Here is a 17,365-nt window from a genome sequence, read left to right on the forward strand (position 1 = left end):
CTATTTCAACTTTAATAATTGTTTTTCGAAGCAGTGCCAGCTGATAAATGCAAGTGGGATAACTATGAGGAGTGATACTCCCAAGTTAACATAAGGGTCCATGTGAAGGACCTGATATCCATCAGGGCTCTTGCCCATAACATCAATCACTCGCTGCTGTACGAAAAACGATAAAATATATACTCCATAAGAAATATCGCCGAACTTGTTATAGTATTTGGAAATCCAAAAATAACTAAATCCGACATACATAATAATATACGCACCAAATATCGTAAATGCGATTTCAAAATCAGCAAAGTAAACTGTAGCGAAAAGACCTACGATTGCCACAAGTAACAGCTTCCAAGACATAATAATTTTGTCTCTGAAAATGTAATATGCAGAGCCTACCTGAAACTCTAAGGTAAGGCGTCCCACATTGGCCATGACGCTATTTGGTGTATGAAGTCCGTAGCATGCCACAAGGTACAAGGCCAAGGAGATTCCGATACATGCAAAAATTGATTTTTTATATTTTTTAACTAGTGGTACAAGGGCTATTACTAAAAAGTAACATGCCACCTCATAGGCCAAGGTCCATATACTTCCATTTGAGCTTTGATTAATATGGAAAGCAAACACTCCCGGAAGTCTATTGGAAGATGATAAAAAAATCAAATTCAAAAGATATGTAGTTACATGCCCAGTTTTGTCTCCTGCGTAGTAATCCGCTGTAGAGAGTGTGGAAAACATAGGACCAAATATAAATGCTGTAGACAAAATAAAAAGTGCTAATAGCGGCCAGATTCTAAGGAATCTTGCTTTGAAATATTTCCCTAGGCTACTGCTTCGTTCATAGCTTCGGTAAATAAGAAAGCCGCTAATAACAAAAAATATATCAACTCCAACCTGACCTGACAGGGCTTTGTGGAAGGTGAGTGTGTACATCAAGTCCTCCTCCAGGTTGGCCTGACAAAGTGCAAATGAATGCATGTACATGACCATCAAAGCTCCCACCAGCCTCACAAGGTTGAGATTATTATCTCTACCATGAGATATTTTTTCTAATGTATTATTTCCCATTAAAATGTTCCTTATGTTAAGTCTTTTTAACTGATTCATTTTATCATATAGCCACATCTGTTACAAATTGATATAATCTTTTTGATTTTTATTGTTTTAAAAGGGGGATCAAGCCTTGTCAAAATTCATCAAAGAAAAAGAGTCCCGCAGGACTCTTCTTACAATAATAAAGTTTGTTTTTGCTATTGTACTCACCCTACTCAGCTACACAACCACGAAGGATGTCACCTATTTGATAGTGGGGCTTCCTGAGCTATTGCTGATTTTTGTAATCTACAACCTACTTGTGGATACAAAAGTCATTTTTAGATTGATAGCAGACCTTTTGTTTTTCATTTATGTAGCCCAAATGCTTGTGCTTTATTTTGGAAACAGCTACGTTACGCTAACCATGCTAAAGAATGTACAATTCCTCAAGGACCTAGGTGGACGCGCCGTTGCCTATATATTAGGAACAGCTCTTGTACTTGCCATTGTTTTTATGCCTGGCAAGCGCATTATAAACAAGGTGAACAAGAAAATCCTAATTATTCCTATGGTGATACTTCTTATTTTAGAAATTGGAATTCATGGGGCATACAAAAGATACAGTCCTGTGCAAAGCTTTGGTACCATATTTGCCAGCGAAATTCGCTACCAGCAGGTAAAGCGTGCTCAGGTCAATCCAGAGCTCGCCCTTGAAACCTACTACAAGGCATCTCTTGATGATGCCATTGCAAAGCCTGATGACCTTCCAGAAAATCCAAACATAATCATGATTTTCACCGAAGGCTTATCCTACAACATCATTGAAGATGAGCGAAGCATAATGCCAAACTTGGCAGCATTCGAAGAAGAATCACTAACATTTAAAAACTACTACAACCACACCTTCCCAACACTTCGTGGTGTTCAGGGACAGCTATACAGTGGCTACAAGCTAGATGACAATGAAGTTGGAAACAACCTCATCTCAATTCAAAGCATACTCGCCAATGAAGGTTACAACACCTCATTCATCAATGTAGAACCATTTAACGACATATTCAATGAATACTGCGACAACCTTGGATTTGAGAATATCATCACCGATCCCGAAAACGTACATGGTGAAGCAGATGGCATGACCGACAGTGAAGCCTACCGCTTACTAATGGATTCCGCCACTGAGCTTTCTCAAGGCGATGAACCATTCTTCCTAAGCATATACACCTTTGGAACACACGTATCCTTCGATACACCTGACAGCAATTGCGTTTTCGAAAACGGCTCCAACGAAGTGCTAAACCGCTTCTACTACTTAGATGCCTACCTAGGTCAATTCCTCGAAGAGTTCAAAGCATCCGAATTAGCCGACAACACAATCATCGTATTTACAACGGATCACGCCACATACGCTGACCAAAAATACTCCAACGCATTCCCTGACTACAGAAGAGATTGCACTGACGTGGATACCATTCCACTATTCATCTACTACAAAGGAATCGACCACCAGGAAATAGACGTCAACGGCAAAAACTCACTTTGCCTCGCCCCTACCATCCTGGACTACCTAGACATCGACTCCGAAAACTACTTCCTTGGCACCAGCCTCTTCGACGCCAAGGCAAGCACCGACTTCGACAGCACCTTCTACGATGCCTCATACCTGGTCTCAACCAAGGACTGCAGCATCCGCTACCTAGAAGACCTGGAGGTAGACGACTTCCTCAGCCAGGTGCTCTCCTACTACACAGCCCTCGAAGCCGACCGCTAATCTCTGTGGTCTCTCCACTTTAGGGCACCACCCACCCTTCTTGGGTCCGGGGCTTGCCACCCTTGTAAACACAGTTTTGCGAATATTTGAGTTTTCCAATATGCAAAAGTGAGCATCCCGCATGTGTCTTTCTATGGATGAACTATTTTGAAAAGTGTTTTCTTACTAGGTGGACACTGCAGATATATTAGCTGTGCATCTCAGGGCTCAGGGGACTTGGGCTCATGTTACGTTTGCTAAGAAAATTTAAAAAACAGGATTATCATATATTGGCACCGTGCTTTATACGACATCGTGTCGCGTGTCGCACTTGCGCCGCCATCCTAGCGGCGCATGCCAATATATTGATAATCCTGTTTTTAATTTTCTAAGCGCACTCCAAAATCGCGCCAAGTTCCCCTGAGCCTGAAATGCACAATTATTTATAGTTTTTTGTGTGTCCACCTAAAGAAAACAGCTTTTCAAAATTGTACAGACATGAGAAAGACACATGCCAATAAAAGATGCGAGTCTTTGCATATTAGGAAAACCAAATATTCTTGCAAAGTGTCTACAAGGGTGGCAAGCCCCGGACCTGGAAGGGTGGGTGGTGTAGTTAATCCAAGGACCACAGAGGTTAGCCCGCGGTTGCTTGCGAGACCTGTTAGTCGAAGGAGAGCACCAAGGCTTGTTGCCGTAACTTGGCTGCCTACTGCAGGGACTTTTCGAAGTGCTGGTAGTCCTTGGATGAGCGCCAGCTGCCGCCCCATTCGAAGCCGTGGGCGATGAAGAGCTGGTAGGCAAGGTCGTTTTCGTCGATTTTGTGGTCGAAGTCCTGGGTGCGGTCAACGTAGGCAGTGCTGTTGGCCGGTTCTACGTTGAGGCGTCCGTTGACGGTTTTTACGTATGGGTTGTACAGTGGGTTGATGTCTATTGCTAGGCCGTAGCCGTGGTTGGAAACCGTTGTGCTGTGGCTAATGAATCTAAAGTTGAAGGCAGAGGAATTGTTATCTGCCATGGATTTTTCATCGTCGGCATCGTATTCATCAACTAGTTTGATTTTTTCAATTTGGTAGCCAGCATCGTAGAGCTGTCTGAAGATGTCCAGTAAATCGTCGGCGATGGCTTCGTTGCAAATGATTTCGCCTTCGTGGGTTTCACCATCAAAGCCTACGTGTAAAACATGCAGGTATCGTAAATCCGATAATGGGACAGTGCAATTGTCCTTGTAGGATTTTCCTTTTATTCTGGCGAAGATTTCGCTGTTCTCGTCGAATTCTAAGGCGTAGAATTCTTCATCTACGTTTATTTCATTTGCTTCCGCTGTAGTCATAGTTGATTCTCCCTGTGTTTTAGTGCTCGCTGTAGTTGTATTTGCTGTAGTGGTTTCTGTTACCTGCGCTGCGGCTGAACTTTCTCCACAACCTTGGCATGCCAAAAGTGTAATTATCAACAATGCATATATCTTTTTCGACATTTATCGTTCCTCTTATTTTCAATTAATTATTACCTGGTCAACATATATTTACTATAGCATAATACGGATTGTATTTCTCGTAAATAGGCGTATAATGACAACTGTCCATTAAAAGGAGGCTACATCATGACAATGACTTATGAAGAATATTTTAATCACTATTTTCAAATGCCAGGCTTTTTGTTGTTTATTGGCTTGGCTGCAATAATTCTACTTTTGATATATGGGGTGTTCTTTGTTTACGCGAAGTCTACCAATAAAAATAAACTTGAGATTGGGCATGAATTTTACTCATTATCAGAGCGTCTCTACGAGCTGATTTTTTCTGGCGGATCCATTATTGGTTTTATGGCAGTTTATTACCTTATTAATAGATTTGTCACTACTGGAGATTTCAGAGTTTTTTGGGATGCCTATAAGGATTATTTGCTCCTGGCGCTAATGATTATTTCTATTATTTTTAATAGTATTTGGGACCATGTTTTTGTAAGATTGCAGCACCTTGATCATGATGACAAGGCTTCTATCAGACTAACAGGCATGCTTTACATGATATTGATTTTTGCATACATCAAATTCATCTATGAAGACAATAACTATGATATGTTTATCACATATTTTTTGACCCTCATGATTGGTCGATTTGTTTACTTTGACGCAAGCTTTGGAGACTTCCTTAATTGTATCAAAAACGCTGCTAAGAATATTCCAATCATGATAATCGGGTTATGCTATCTAGGTATTATGTGTTTCTATGGATATAGTACCGAGTACCTTTTAAAGCATAATGGTGTAATTACAAATATATTTTTCACCCATATTTTTATTTCCGTTGTAATCCTATTTTTACAATGGGTACCAGGTTTGCTAATAAAAAAGTTCATAATTAACAAAAAAGATTCAGTGGCTGTCAGACGATAGCCACTGAATCTTTTTTACCACATTATTTTAAGTGCATCTGCACCTAAATTAAACTTCTTGAAATAGGCTTCTTCCTTTGGAATCCATTTATCATTGAAATCCTTTAGCTGCTCTATTCCATTCCTCTTAATAATATTTTTCTGCTGAGTGTCAGCATCAATATCTGTCACAACCTTTAAATCGTAAATATCTCCAAAATAAGGATGATGGCTATAGGAGCCCTCAATAATATTCACTCTTTTAGGCTGAATAATTGTACTTTCTTTTAAGCTCATGCTGTGGCAGTCAAAGGGTTGATAGACTATTTGCTTTCCTGCGAGAATAGGGTCCACAACAGTTTCCTTGAAACGCTCATAATCCACATTGCCACCCACCTCTGCCAAACGCTCCTCAGTCCTTTGGGATGCTCTCAAGAAAAAGTCATCCATATGGAATAAATTGCAATCAAACACATCTGTCAAGTAGAAGCCAAGTGTTGTTTTGCCGCTGGCGCAGCGTCCATCGATGCCCACAATTATCCTATCAGAATCTGTATTTTCTATTAAGTCCTTTAACGCACTGACCACCGGTGCAAATCTATGCTTACAATGTTCTTTCAGCTCCATTAAATGCTTTCCTCTCCCGCAAAGGTAATTTGGGCATATTCCTTTACTCTATCAACAATTGTAGGGATGATAATTAACTGAATCAGTATTCCTGGTATCGCATTTACGAATCCTGCTGTAACAAACTGCTGCACTGTAAAATCCATTCCAAGAAAATGGTAGATTACCGTTGCAGCCAAGCCCCAAACAATGCGTCCTACTATCATAGAAATAATCAGCGAAACATATAAATTCAAAATAGAGTACTTCATTTTTCTAATAAGCAATCCTGACACTAATCCATAGGTTGCCAACTCAAATGCCATGCATGCGGCATTTGGTAAAAGCGCAGGCATTCCAAATAGCATTCCTCTAAATATAGGAGTAATAAAACCAATAATCAAGCCATAAGGGGCTCCACAAATAAAGCCGCAAAGCAAAATTGGGATATGCATTGGACATAACATATTTCCTATTGCTGGAATCTGCATTGTCACAAAAGGAAGCACCAATCCAATACCTAAAAATAGCCCTGCAAGCACTATATTTTTAACATTAAACTTCTTCAATTCATCTCCTCCAATACCATTTATAGCTAAAGCTAAATATAGTCATTATTATATTTAAAACCACAAAAAAGGGAACCCTTTTTCAAGGATTCCCAATTAAATTTTGCTTAATTATTTTCCTAACTCAGCTGCATCAAGTTTACCCTGTCTAGCGTATACGCCAAAGAGGATGAATGTTGCGATGAATGAAACAACCATTGCGATACCTGTACCGATGCAAGCATTTACAAGGTTCATCATGCCTTCGCCACCAATGTATGCTGGAAGTACAAGAAGTCCTGGAGAACCTGCTGCATATCTAGCTGTCTTTGTGATTCCAAGGAAAAGACCTCCTGCGAAGCCACCAACCATAGCACCAATAAGTGGATAGATAAATTTAAGGTTGATACCGTAAAGTACTGGCTCAGTGATACCAAGAACACCTGTAAGACCAGCTGATGCTGCAAGCTCCTTTGTTGCCTTGTTCTTTGAGCGAACTGATACTGCGAAACCTGCTGCACCCTGAGCAACGTTTGATGCTAACATACCAGGTCCAACTACTGTATCAAAGCCTGCTGTTGCAAGGTTGTTGATACCGATTGGAATAAGACCATAGTGTGTACCTGTCATAACAAGAAGTGGTGAAAGTGTACCAACAAGTGTTGGAACTGCCCATGCTGCATGTGCATCAAGCCATGTAAAGAATGCTGCGATTCCATTACCAACCCATGTACCGATAGGTCCAAGTAATGCGAGTGTCACAATTCCTGAAACGAAAAGAGAAACAACAGGAACTGAGAAGAACTTGATTGCCTTTGGAGAAATCTTGTTCATGAATCTCTCAACATATGACATGAACCAAACACCTAAAATAATAGGAATAACTGATGAGCTGTACGATGCTGGAGTGATAGGAATACCAAACATTGCGATACCTGTTCCAGCTGCCTTAGCCTCAGTAACCATTGTGATAAATGATGGATAGATTAATAATCCGCCAAGTGCCATTGCTACGTACTGATTGCACTTGAATCTCTTTGCTGTACTAGCTCCAAGAAGAACTGGTAAGAAATAGAATGGTGCATCAGCCATTGCACTTAAAAGAGCATATGTCTGTGTTGTGTTATCAAGTACGTGAAGGGCAACAAAAAGTGCCATTAAAGCCTTTACCAAACCACCTGCTGTAATAGCTGGAATGATAGGCTGGAAGATACTAGCTACAAACTCAAGAGCTTGGCTAAGCTTTGACTGATCCTTTTTAGGTGCATCAGTATCCTCTACCTGCTCCTTGCTTTCGAATTTACCAAGAGTAACTACCTCCTGATAAACCTCTGCAACATCAGGACCGATTACAACCTGATACTGTCCGCCTGCCTGAATTACAGACATGATACCTGGTGTATTTTTAAGAGCCTCTGTGTTTGCCTTTGAATCATCCTTTAGTGTGAATCTAAGGCGTGTAGCACAGTGAAGTGCCTGATTAACGTTTTCTCTGCCGCCAATATTTTCAATTATTGTAGCAGCAAGTGCCTCGAATTTTCCCATTGTGATATCCTCCCATATCATTAATTACTGTAAATCTTCACCATTTGTGGCGATTACTTTTTTGTACCAGAAGAAGCTGTCCTTCTTGTAACGATTAAGCGTTCCATTACCCTCGTTGTCCTTGTCTACGTAAATCATGCCGTAACGCTTTTTCATTTCTCCTGTAGAAGCTGATACTAAATCAATACAGCCCCATGCAGTGTATCCAAGAAGTGGAATGCCATCCTTGTTTACCGCATCTCTCATAGCCTCAATATGCTGACGAAGATAGTCAATACGATATGGATCGTGAATGCTTCCATCTTCTTCTAACACATCATTTGCTCCCAAACCATTTTCAACAATGAAAAGTGGTTTTTGATATCTATCATATAAAGTGTTTAGAGTAACTCGAAGTCCAAGTGGATCAATCTGCCAGCCCCACTCCGAACACTTTAAATACGGATTTTCTACTGCTCTGAAAACTGCATTTCCAGAACGTTTATGTTTCTCAAATACCTCTGGGTCAGCTGTTGTGCATCGTGAAGCATAGTAGCTAAATGCAACATAATCAACTGTTCCTGATTTGAGAATCTCATCATCACCATCTTGCCAATCAAGGTCGATTCCAAGAGCTTCCATTCTCTTCCATGCCCATACTGGATATGAGCCTCTAGCCTGAGCATCGATAAAGAAGTAATTATCTCTATCCTTTTCAAGTCCATCCCAAATATCATCTGGGTTGCAAGTGTATGGATAGAACTGACCTGCTGCAAGCATACAGCCTACCATTGAATCTGGCATAATCTCATGAGCAAGCTTAACTGCCTTGGCGCTTGCTAAAAGCTCATGATGTGCTGCATTGTAGAGAATATTATCGCGATTCTCACCTTTTTCAAAAACAATACCTGCTCCCATAAATGGCATATGGAGGAGCATGTTGATTTCGTTAAATGTAATCCAATACTTAACCAAATCTTTATAGCGAGTGAAAATTGCTTTGCAATATTTCAAATATGCATCTATCATCTCACGACTCTTCCAACCACCGTATTTTTTAATCAAGGCGATTGGTGTATCGAAATGATCTATAGTAACAAGTGGCTCGATGCCATACTTTTTACATTCTTTAAATAAGTCCTCGTAGAATTTAAGACCTACCTCATTAGGAATCTCATCATCACCATTTGGCAAGATTCTTGTCCAAGCAATTGAAAGTCTGTAGCACTTGAATCCCATTTCAGCAAAAAGCTTGATATCCTCTTTGTAATGATGATACATATCTATAGCTTCGTGAGCAGGATACTCAAATTCCTCCTCGCAAGAAAGCATTTTACGAACGCCCCTGGCTACATTCATTCTCTCTGGTCCAAATGGGACCACATCTACGCTTGATAATCCGCGTCCATCTAAGTTATAGCCGCCCTCACATTGATTAGCAGCTGTTGCACCACCCCATAGAAACCCTTCTGGAAATTTATATCCTTCCATAATAGTCCCTCCTTTCAATGTAACGTTACATGAATAATTGTCTTCGTTACATGAGTTAGTATAAGTTCATACAATTGGTTTATCAAGTCTAAATTGGGCGGTTGTTGCACTTTCGTTAAACCTCTACAATTTAGATATAGGCTTTTTGTTACAATTTAATATGTAACGTTACATAAAATATGGTATTATATATATCAGAAAGGGGATTTACAAAATGGCAAAAAGAAAAGATGTTAATGTGAAGTTAATTGCAGAGAAATGTGGCGTAAGCACAGCTACTATTTCACGTGTATTAAATGCTGATTCCAAAGTATCTGAGGCTACCCGTCAAAAGGTAATGGATACTCTTAAGGAATTGAATTATAAAATACCTGAGAAAACAGGAAAGACATATAAAAAGATTGCTGTTATCACTAGAGTCAGCCACCAGGACTATTATGTGAGCCTTGTGCATGAGATTAATAAGTACATGGCAGGTCTTGGTTATGAGGTTATTTCTCTCAGTCAGGAAAATGCCCTGCGCACTTTGCCTGAGCTTTTAGAAACAGCCTACAGCTCTAATATTGCCGGTGTGATTATCGTAAGTGCGGATTACTCTTCTATAAAAAATAATCTCATGCCTTCTATCCCACATGTATGGATTGATTGCAACGATAATCCTGAGGATGTTCTAGATGTTTGCACTGTTGAGAGCGACCACTATATTTCCGGTCGTTTGGCTGCCCATGCGCTTTTTAATCAGAATTGTAGAAAGCCTATTATCATTACCGGCAACAATCCTAGCCGCAGAAGTGAAGAACGCAAAAACGGCTTCTTCGATGAATTCAAAGAAGCCGGTATTACATTAGATAGTGAAAATATTATTGAGGTTCAAACTGGAACTGATGGTTTTACAGTTACAAGGGAAACTGTACGTTATGCTATCGCAAAGGGCATGGATTTCGATAGCATTTTTGCAATCAGTGATTGGCGCGCGCTCGGTGCCTACACTGGGGTAATCACCATGGGCAAAAGAGTTCCTGAAGATATTCGTATAATCGGATTCGATGGTCTGTCTCTTGCCTGCAAAACTGTTGGCATAACAAGCATCCAGCAGAACACTCCAAGATTAGCCCAGTGCTCCTGCGATCAATTGTTAAAGCTAATTGCAGGAGAGGATGTTGAGGATAAACACATAGTTATTCCTACTGGCATCCTACAGGGGCAGACCTTACCTGAACCAGGGATAATGGCGCAGTAGATGGGTTAGAATTGAGGGATGCTTAATGCATCCCTCGTGAATGAAAAAGAAATTTATGAAACTATTTTTTCAACAGTATGCATTGCCCAAGTAATCATTTTTTCAGCATCTATTTCATCAACCCAGCCATCCCTTTTTTGTGCTTCGACCATAGCTTTAAACTTTGTTAGATAAGACTCCTTTGAGTCATACTCTTTTAAAAATTGCTCTTTTGTAAAAAGTATGAGTTTTCCGCTTATTCCTTCAGGGTCTTCTGGATTCGAAGCTATATATGTGCCTATTGGCACATCCAAAAATGGTGTTCTAAACCCACCTAAAGCATTTCCATGAGAATCACGTTTAAGATCATTCTCAGACCTTTCAATTACTCCTATTTCTTCTGGCGCTTGTCCTGTGACTGCCCATTGGTGAAGTTTTTCAAGTATACCACATATATAAAATTCGGTTGGAAAATCATTTATTCCGTGTAAGAGCTTTTCGTCTAGATTTGGCATTTTTGCGCCTGTTTTTTCTATCTCTTCTACTGCTGTAAGTACAGGACAAATGATATCTGTATGTGGTGCTCCAGGAATTTCATAATATCTGCACTTGTTATTAGCTGTATCTGAGTTTGGAATTCTTACATTCATAAGATTTCCATCGAGGAAATAGTTAAACAAATACAAATCAGCCTCACTCGATATGCATATATAAGGTGTTTTGATTGGCTTCATATCTCTAAGAAATAATCTTAGTGGTCCCATTGTATCTTCTTGACGTATACTTCTTTCAACCAATGCTCCTACGATATTTAGATATCCATCTATGATACATTGATCAGCATTTATATATTCATCAAAATTGCTGGCAAATGTATTTAAGTATGCTCCACTTTGACTCTGACCAGTTAAATATAGCTCTTCAATTTGATAACCTTTAAAACAAGGATTGCTATTTGTTTTTATTGCTGTTGCCACTTGTGCTATCATATCCCAAATCAGCCCCTCTTCTGTTCCTGGGAGTGTTGCTGATTTTGAAATCGTTGGCATAGGAACAGGTTCATGACTTGGAAAACATAGAGTTTTATACCTGTCATAATCAAAGTTTTTTAAACTTTGTACGTTTACAGGTTTGCTTGTTATTCCAACATACCCATGTCCATGTGTCATGCACCATAAATAGTTTCGGTGCCATAAATCTTCTATATCATATCCTTGTGTGGCATTTAAAATATCAAAATAAACCCTGCCCGAAAAGTCTTTAACATTTGCAGGTTTACGGACCAATATCCTTGTTTTATATTCAAGTGGACTTCCGTCGATAATAACATTTCTATTTTCGTCTACATCATAAACATTAGCTGATCCACTTACAAAATATTCCTCTTCTAAATAGCCATAGTTTCTAACATCAAGAGGGACTCTCGCATGCATCATATCACAGAATGGATGAGAGTTTTCTGAAACAGGAATTGGTCCTTCTATCTCAGGAATCTTATGCATATCTGATATAATCAAATTCTTGTTATCCATCGTGTCACTCCTCTGTTATTGTTGAATTGCTGATCGCATAACAGCTTCTTCTGATATTTCACTTTTATTAAATTCTCCAGTGATATGACCATTGCTGATAACCAATACTCTATCGCTAATTGAAATTAGTTCCGGCATATCAGAAGATACCATAACTATAGATACACCCTGTTCAACTAATTCACCTAGAAACGAATAGATTTCAGCTTTAGCACCTACATCTACACCTTTAGTTGGTTCATCAATGAATAAAATATGAGGATTCTTTAGAAGCCATTTTGCTAAAACAACTTTTTGTTGGTTTCCTCCCGAGAGATTGTTTATCATCGTATGAATCGAAGGAGCTTTGATTCTTAGCCTATCGAATATAGTCTTGCAGTTTTCATTTTCTTTTTTCTCGTCAATGAATAATCCACGCATAGGTATATCCTTTAGACTTGGCAAATACATGTTGTCACGTATGGAGAGCATCCACACAAAACCGTTTAGTTTACGCTCTTCTGTCACGTATCCTATACCAGCATTAATAGCATCTGCAGGTTTTCTTATCTCTGTTTCTTTCCCATTAATAAATACCTGCTTATCTACTCCTGATACGAGTGAACCAAAAATTGCACTTAATATTTCACTTCTTCCAGCACCAACTAAACCGCCAATACCAAGTATTTCACCTTTTCTCAGATCAAAAGAAATATTGTCGATTATCTTCTTGTTCTTAATTGTTGGATGAGGAATACTAAGATTTTTTACAGAAAGGACCGTATCACCTATCTCTGTTGTAATCTTTGGATATAGATTACTAACTTTACGTCCAACCATTTCTTCAATAAGTGTGTCTTCTTCTACCTCATCAATATTTCTACAAGAAATACATTGACCATCTCTAAGGACTAATACCCTATCACAGATTCTATATATCTCTTCCAATTTATGAGAAATATAAATACATGAAACACCTTTATCTCTGAGTTCATTAAGAATAGTCATCATCTGCTCTACTTCAGAATTTGTTAAAGCAGAAGTAGGCTCATCAAGCACAAGGATTGTTGGTTCATTAATTAGTGTTCTCATTAATGCAATCATTTGCATCTGTCCGCTGTTTAATGAAGCTATTCTATCAGTAGCTTTGGCGTTTATATTTACCTTTTTTAGTATTTCATCTGTTTTCCTATACAATTCCTTAAAATCTACTATACGACCTTTTCCAGGTAGATTTCCTAAATAGAGATTCTCTGCGATACTAGAGCCTAGAACCATGTTTATTTCCTGATATATCATTTCTATGCCAAGGCTTTTAGCTACATTTACATCTGTAAGTTTTACATTTTTTCCTTCATAGAAAATCTCACCTTCATATGTTCCATGAGGGTATGTTCCACTTAATATCTTCATAAGAGTAGATTTGCCGGCACCATTTTCTCCACATATACCTAGTATCTCACCCTTTTTAAGATTCATAGTAACATCACTAAGCGCAGTTACTCCGGGAAACTTCTTTGTAACATGATTCATTTCTAGCAAATATTGTTCCATGTTTACCTCCATTCCCCAACTTATACTTTGTTGAATAACATCTGTCTATATTTATCAATAGCTACTGAAATAAGAAGAATGATACCGAAAATTAAATTCTGCCAGAAGCTATCTATTCTCATAAGAACAAGACCATTGCTAATAACAGCAAGTAAAAGACAGCCAAGAATACTTCCAAGTACTGAACCTGAACCACCAAAGAGACTTGTACCACCTATGATTACCGCTGCCATAACAGTAAGTTCTGTACCAGCACCTGATGTAGACTGTGCACTTGCAAAACGAGATGCCATAAGTATTCCTACAAGTGCTGCAAATACAGATACAAGTACATGTACTTCTCTACGTCTCTTTTTTACAGGGATACCAGAAAGTCTAGCGGTTTCTGGATTTCCACCAACTGCAAATAGAGAATGTCCATACTTTGTTTTTGATAAAACAAATTGGAAAATAACTGCAATAATAAGAGCAATTACAATCGTAATATATATCTTTCCAAATATACGAGCCTGACCAAAGCTCTTGAATAATGGAGTTGCACCATTAACAGACATGCCTTTTGTTGTAATAGATACAATTCCATTTACGACATACTCAATACCTAAGGTAACAATCAAAGCTGGAAGTTCGCAGTCAACAATAATCCATGCTTTAAATACTCCCACTGCTGCTCCTGATAATAATCCAAGCAGAATACAAACTATAAGTGGCAAACCTGCCTTCATTGCGAACATTGTGCAAACGCCACCTAATGCTGTAACAGCACCTATTGATAAATCCATGTCAGCACAAATAAGCAAAAATGTTAATGGAGCACCTACTATTAGGTAGAAACTTGTTGTTCTAAAAATGTCAATAACATTATCAAATGCTATAAAACTAGGATTAATGATTGTTGTAACAATACACATTAAAACTAAAGGAAGTAATGTTCCTATTTCATTTTTCGATGCAAGATACTGAATTATATTTTTTTTCTTATCCATTATTTTTCCTCTTCTTTTTATAAAAGGCTGAACAGATAAACACCTGCTCAGCCTCTAAAATACATATTAAAGACCTCTAGATTTTAATAAGTCGAGATGTTCTTGAACACCATCTGCATCAATAACTATTGTTCCAGAGTCATTATCAAACTCAGGTGTCTTGCCATCCTTAATATCCTTAATGAAATAAACTGCCTGATAGCCCATCTTGTAGAAATCCTGAGCTATTGTGCAATCAAGAACACCATTTGAAACATAATCTAGAATTTCTTCAGAATCATCGATACCGATTGTAATAAGCTTATCCTGAAGACCTTCGCTCTCTACATAGTTAGCAATACCTGGGCATCCATAGCCATCCTGGCTTACTACTACATTTAAATCTGGATATGCTTTCAATAAAGCTGCTAGCTTATCTGATGCTTCTGTTGCGTCTGAATTACATTCTTCCTGAATTAAAGTTGCATCAGGATATTTCGCCTTAATTGTTTCGCAGAAAGCTTCGTACTGAAGGTTCTGTGTTTCTGTCTGCAATGTTGTTTGGATGTAGCAAGCTGTAACATGATCAAATGATGAATACTTTGCATCTTCAAGATATTTTAAAACTGTTTCACCCTGAGTCTTGCCCATGTTTACTGGATCTGTTCCAATCCAACAATCCTGTAATTCTGGTGTTGTATATGTATTACATGTAACTACTGGAATACCTGCATCTCTTGCTTTTCCTAAAACATCAGATGCTTGATCTGAATCAAGAATTACAGTAATGATACCATCAGCATTATTGGTAACAGCCGTATCCAAAAGATCAATTACACCAGTAGTATCATTTGCTGATGTTGGTGATGTATACTGACCAGTCCAACCAAGTTCTGCTAAAGCATCTTCAAATCCTTTTTGAGCGTTTCCCCATGCAACGCCACCGGTAACGATACTTACAAACATGATATCTTGAGAGTCCCCAGATGCTTCTGTGCCAGCAGTACTAGAACTAGATTCTCCTGTGTTTGCATCATCTCCTGTGTTTGCATCATCTCCCGTTGCCCCACAACCAACAGAAAGAGCCATTAATGTCGACATCATAAGTGCCAATAATTTTTTCTTCATACTTCTCCTCCTTAGTTTTCCTCTCTATGCTCTACCGAGCACGTGCTCTTTTCTAAAAAGTAACATTGTGACGTGTTAATTGCAAGACTATTTATACAAAATTTATTAATTTGTGGTATTTTACAATTATATTTTATAATTTTTGTCAATACTTACATATTGATTTCCGGTCACGTGCTCATTTATATTAAAAATTGATAAGTATTAATCTTTACAGTAAACTAGTGACAAAATAACAACTTATTGGGGGAGAAATCATTGATAACACAAAGTAAAATCGCTGAACTAGCTGGAGTATCAAGATCAACAGTAGAACGAGTTCTAAATAATAGAGGGGACGTCAATGAAGAGACTAGAAAAAGAATACTTGAAATTGCCCAAAAACATGATTATCAGCCAAATCGTGCTGGTCAAACGCTTGTTATTCGCCAAAAAAATATAACCATTGGTTGTATTATCATTGAAGCAGACAATCCATTTTATGCAGAGCTTAATAAAGGTATTGAAGAAAAGGCAAAAGAATTCCAGACATATGGAATAAAGGTTATTGTCCGTAAAGCACCTTTTGCAGCTGAAGCACAGATTAAAGAAATAGATTACCTTTTGGAACAGAATATAAATGCTTTGGTTATCCAACCAATAGTTAATGCTCCTGTAACAGATAAAATAAAATCATTGGAAGAAAAAGGTATTCCTGTAGTTACTATGAATACAGATATACCAGATCATGATTCTCAATTTTGCTATGTGGGAAACGATTTTTATCTATGTGGCAAGACTGCAGCTAATCTCATGACTTTGTTTACAGGTGGTAAATGTACTATTGGTATCATCACAGGATTTGCTGATGCTAAATCGCACTACGATCGTATTGATGGATTTAAAGATTACATCAAGGATTACCCAGATATGAAAGTAATTGATGTCGTTGAAAATCAAGATGATGACTTAGAATCATATCACATCACAAAAGAGTTGATAGAAAAGCATCCTGAAATAGATGCTATCTTTATCGTTGCAGGTGGTGTATATGGAGCTGGACGAGCAATCAAATCTTTTTCCAATAGACATTTTAAAACCATTTCATTTGATGAAATGCCAGAAACAAGAAAACTTGTAAAGGACGGAACAATATTAGCTACTATATGTCAACAGCCTGTAAGACAAGGTGAATTGGCAATGTCTGTACTCTTCGACTATTTTGTAGATGGAAAGAAACCAGACGATAATCGTGTTTACACTGATATTCAAATCAAAGTGGCTGCAAACATAGATCAATAATAATGATAATTTCATAATAGTTTTACTTGCGGCACTTATCCTTATAGGAACTAATGCATTTGCTGTTTAATAAATCTTTTGCCGTTATAATCCTTTTACAAGAAGAACGCGATATCATTTGATACCGCGTTCTTCAAAATAATAGGGATTATTTAAATTTCTTAGTTTTAATGAAATAGCCCTCCGGCAATATCCTTAATCTCTTTCATGTCAATTTTACCGTCAGCTAAGGCTTCTTTTACCTTCTTAACATCAGCCTCATCGACCTTTACACCAGCTTTGTCTAATAGCGCTCTTGCCTGTTTAACATCTGCAGACTTAAGCTTGTCTAAAAGATCCTTGTTACCTGCTACCTTAGTAATAATATCCTTTACATCCAT

15 protein-coding genes are annotated in these 17,365 nt (G+C 38.3%); 4 read left to right on the forward strand and 11 right to left on the reverse strand.

All coding sequences use genetic code 11. The features are described from left to right. On the reverse strand, window positions 1-1,065 hold the full coding sequence (locus tag E7276_RS09665; RefSeq protein WP_294216849.1) for an acyltransferase family protein: 1,065 nt from the start codon (window positions 1,063-1,065) through the stop codon (window positions 1-3). 115 nt (window positions 1,066-1,180) lie between these two features. Between E7276_RS09665 and E7276_RS09670 the strand changes: the two genes are divergently transcribed. Then, entirely contained in the window at window positions 1,181-2,803 is a 1,623-nt protein-coding gene (locus E7276_RS09670; RefSeq protein WP_294216851.1) for an LTA synthase family protein, read from the forward strand. 688 nt (window positions 2,804-3,491) lie between these two features. Here E7276_RS09670 and E7276_RS09675 read toward each other — a convergent pair. Continuing rightward, window positions 3,492-4,115: a M15 family metallopeptidase gene (locus E7276_RS09675; RefSeq protein WP_294216854.1), complete on the reverse strand. Its 624-nt coding sequence runs from the start codon at window positions 4,113-4,115 to the stop codon at window positions 3,492-3,494. A 270-nt stretch (window positions 4,116-4,385) separates the two neighbouring features. Here E7276_RS09675 and E7276_RS09680 point away from each other — a divergent pair, with 270 nt between their 5' ends. Continuing rightward, window positions 4,386-5,180 (forward strand): hypothetical protein, encoded by a 795-nt coding sequence (locus E7276_RS09680; protein WP_294216857.1) that lies wholly within the window; start codon window positions 4,386-4,388, stop codon window positions 5,178-5,180. A 14-nt stretch (window positions 5,181-5,194) separates the two neighbouring features. Here E7276_RS09680 and E7276_RS09685 read toward each other — a convergent pair whose 3' ends face one another. From E7276_RS09685 to E7276_RS09700, 4 genes are all read right to left on the reverse strand, one after another. After that, a complete protein-coding gene (locus E7276_RS09685) occupies window positions 5,195-5,785 on the reverse strand; it encodes a hypothetical protein (protein ID WP_294216860.1) in 591 nt (196 codons plus the stop codon). Beyond that, complete coding sequence (locus tag E7276_RS09690; protein ID WP_294216862.1) at window positions 5,785-6,333, reverse strand: ECF transporter S component; 549 nt, start codon at window positions 6,331-6,333, stop codon at window positions 5,785-5,787. The genes E7276_RS09685 and E7276_RS09690 overlap by 1 nt, the downstream gene beginning before the upstream one ends. 111 nt (window positions 6,334-6,444) lie before the next feature. Further along, window positions 6,445-7,857 carry a PTS transporter subunit EIIC gene (locus tag E7276_RS09695; protein WP_294216866.1) on the reverse strand — a complete coding sequence of 471 codons (1,413 nt, stop codon included), beginning with the start codon at window positions 7,855-7,857 and terminating at the stop codon, window positions 6,445-6,447. A 24-nt stretch (window positions 7,858-7,881) separates the two neighbouring features. Then, a complete protein-coding gene (locus tag E7276_RS09700; RefSeq protein WP_294216868.1) occupies window positions 7,882-9,327 on the reverse strand; it encodes a 6-phospho-beta-glucosidase in 1,446 nt (481 codons plus the stop codon). A 214-nt stretch (window positions 9,328-9,541) separates the two neighbouring features. On the opposite strand from E7276_RS09700, the gene E7276_RS09705 reads away from it, so the two are divergent. Then, complete coding sequence (locus E7276_RS09705; RefSeq protein WP_294216870.1) at window positions 9,542-10,567, forward strand: LacI family DNA-binding transcriptional regulator; 1,026 nt, start codon at window positions 9,542-9,544, stop codon at window positions 10,565-10,567. Window positions 10,568-10,620: 53 nt separating this feature from the next. On the opposite strand, the gene E7276_RS09710 is transcribed toward E7276_RS09705, so the two are convergent. The 4 genes from E7276_RS09710 to E7276_RS09725 all read right to left on the reverse strand — a co-directional run bounded on the left by E7276_RS09710 (window position 10,621) and on the right by E7276_RS09725 (window position 15,704). After that, a complete protein-coding gene (locus tag E7276_RS09710) occupies window positions 10,621-12,078 on the reverse strand; it encodes an alpha/beta hydrolase domain-containing protein (RefSeq protein WP_294216872.1) in 1,458 nt (485 codons plus the stop codon). Window positions 12,079-12,093: 15 nt separating this feature from the next. Then, window positions 12,094-13,611: a sugar ABC transporter ATP-binding protein gene (locus E7276_RS09715; RefSeq protein WP_294216875.1), complete on the reverse strand. Its 1,518-nt coding sequence runs from the start codon at window positions 13,609-13,611 to the stop codon at window positions 12,094-12,096. Between the two features lie 20 nt (window positions 13,612-13,631). Beyond that, on the reverse strand, window positions 13,632-14,597 hold the full coding sequence (locus E7276_RS09720; protein ID WP_294216879.1) for an ABC transporter permease: 966 nt from the start codon (window positions 14,595-14,597) through the stop codon (window positions 13,632-13,634). Between the two features lie 66 nt (window positions 14,598-14,663). Next, the gene (locus E7276_RS09725) at window positions 14,664-15,704 is read right to left on the reverse strand and encodes a sugar ABC transporter substrate-binding protein (RefSeq protein ID WP_294216881.1); all 1,041 of its coding nucleotides are present in this window, start codon (window positions 15,702-15,704) and stop codon (window positions 14,664-14,666) included. A gap of 258 nt (window positions 15,705-15,962) precedes the next feature. Here E7276_RS09725 and E7276_RS09730 point away from each other — a divergent pair, with 258 nt between their 5' ends. After that, a complete protein-coding gene (locus E7276_RS09730; RefSeq protein WP_294216883.1) occupies window positions 15,963-16,985 on the forward strand; it encodes a LacI family DNA-binding transcriptional regulator in 1,023 nt (340 codons plus the stop codon). A gap of 167 nt (window positions 16,986-17,152) precedes the next feature. On the opposite strand, the gene E7276_RS09735 is transcribed toward E7276_RS09730, so the two are convergent. Then, window positions 17,153-17,365, reverse strand: coding sequence for a hypothetical protein (locus tag E7276_RS09735; RefSeq protein WP_294216885.1), 213 nt, complete (start codon window positions 17,363-17,365; stop codon window positions 17,153-17,155).

The sequence above is a fragment of the Pseudobutyrivibrio sp. genome, from assembly GCF_015057185.1.
Lineage (GTDB): Bacteria > Bacillota > Clostridia > Lachnospirales > Lachnospiraceae > Pseudobutyrivibrio.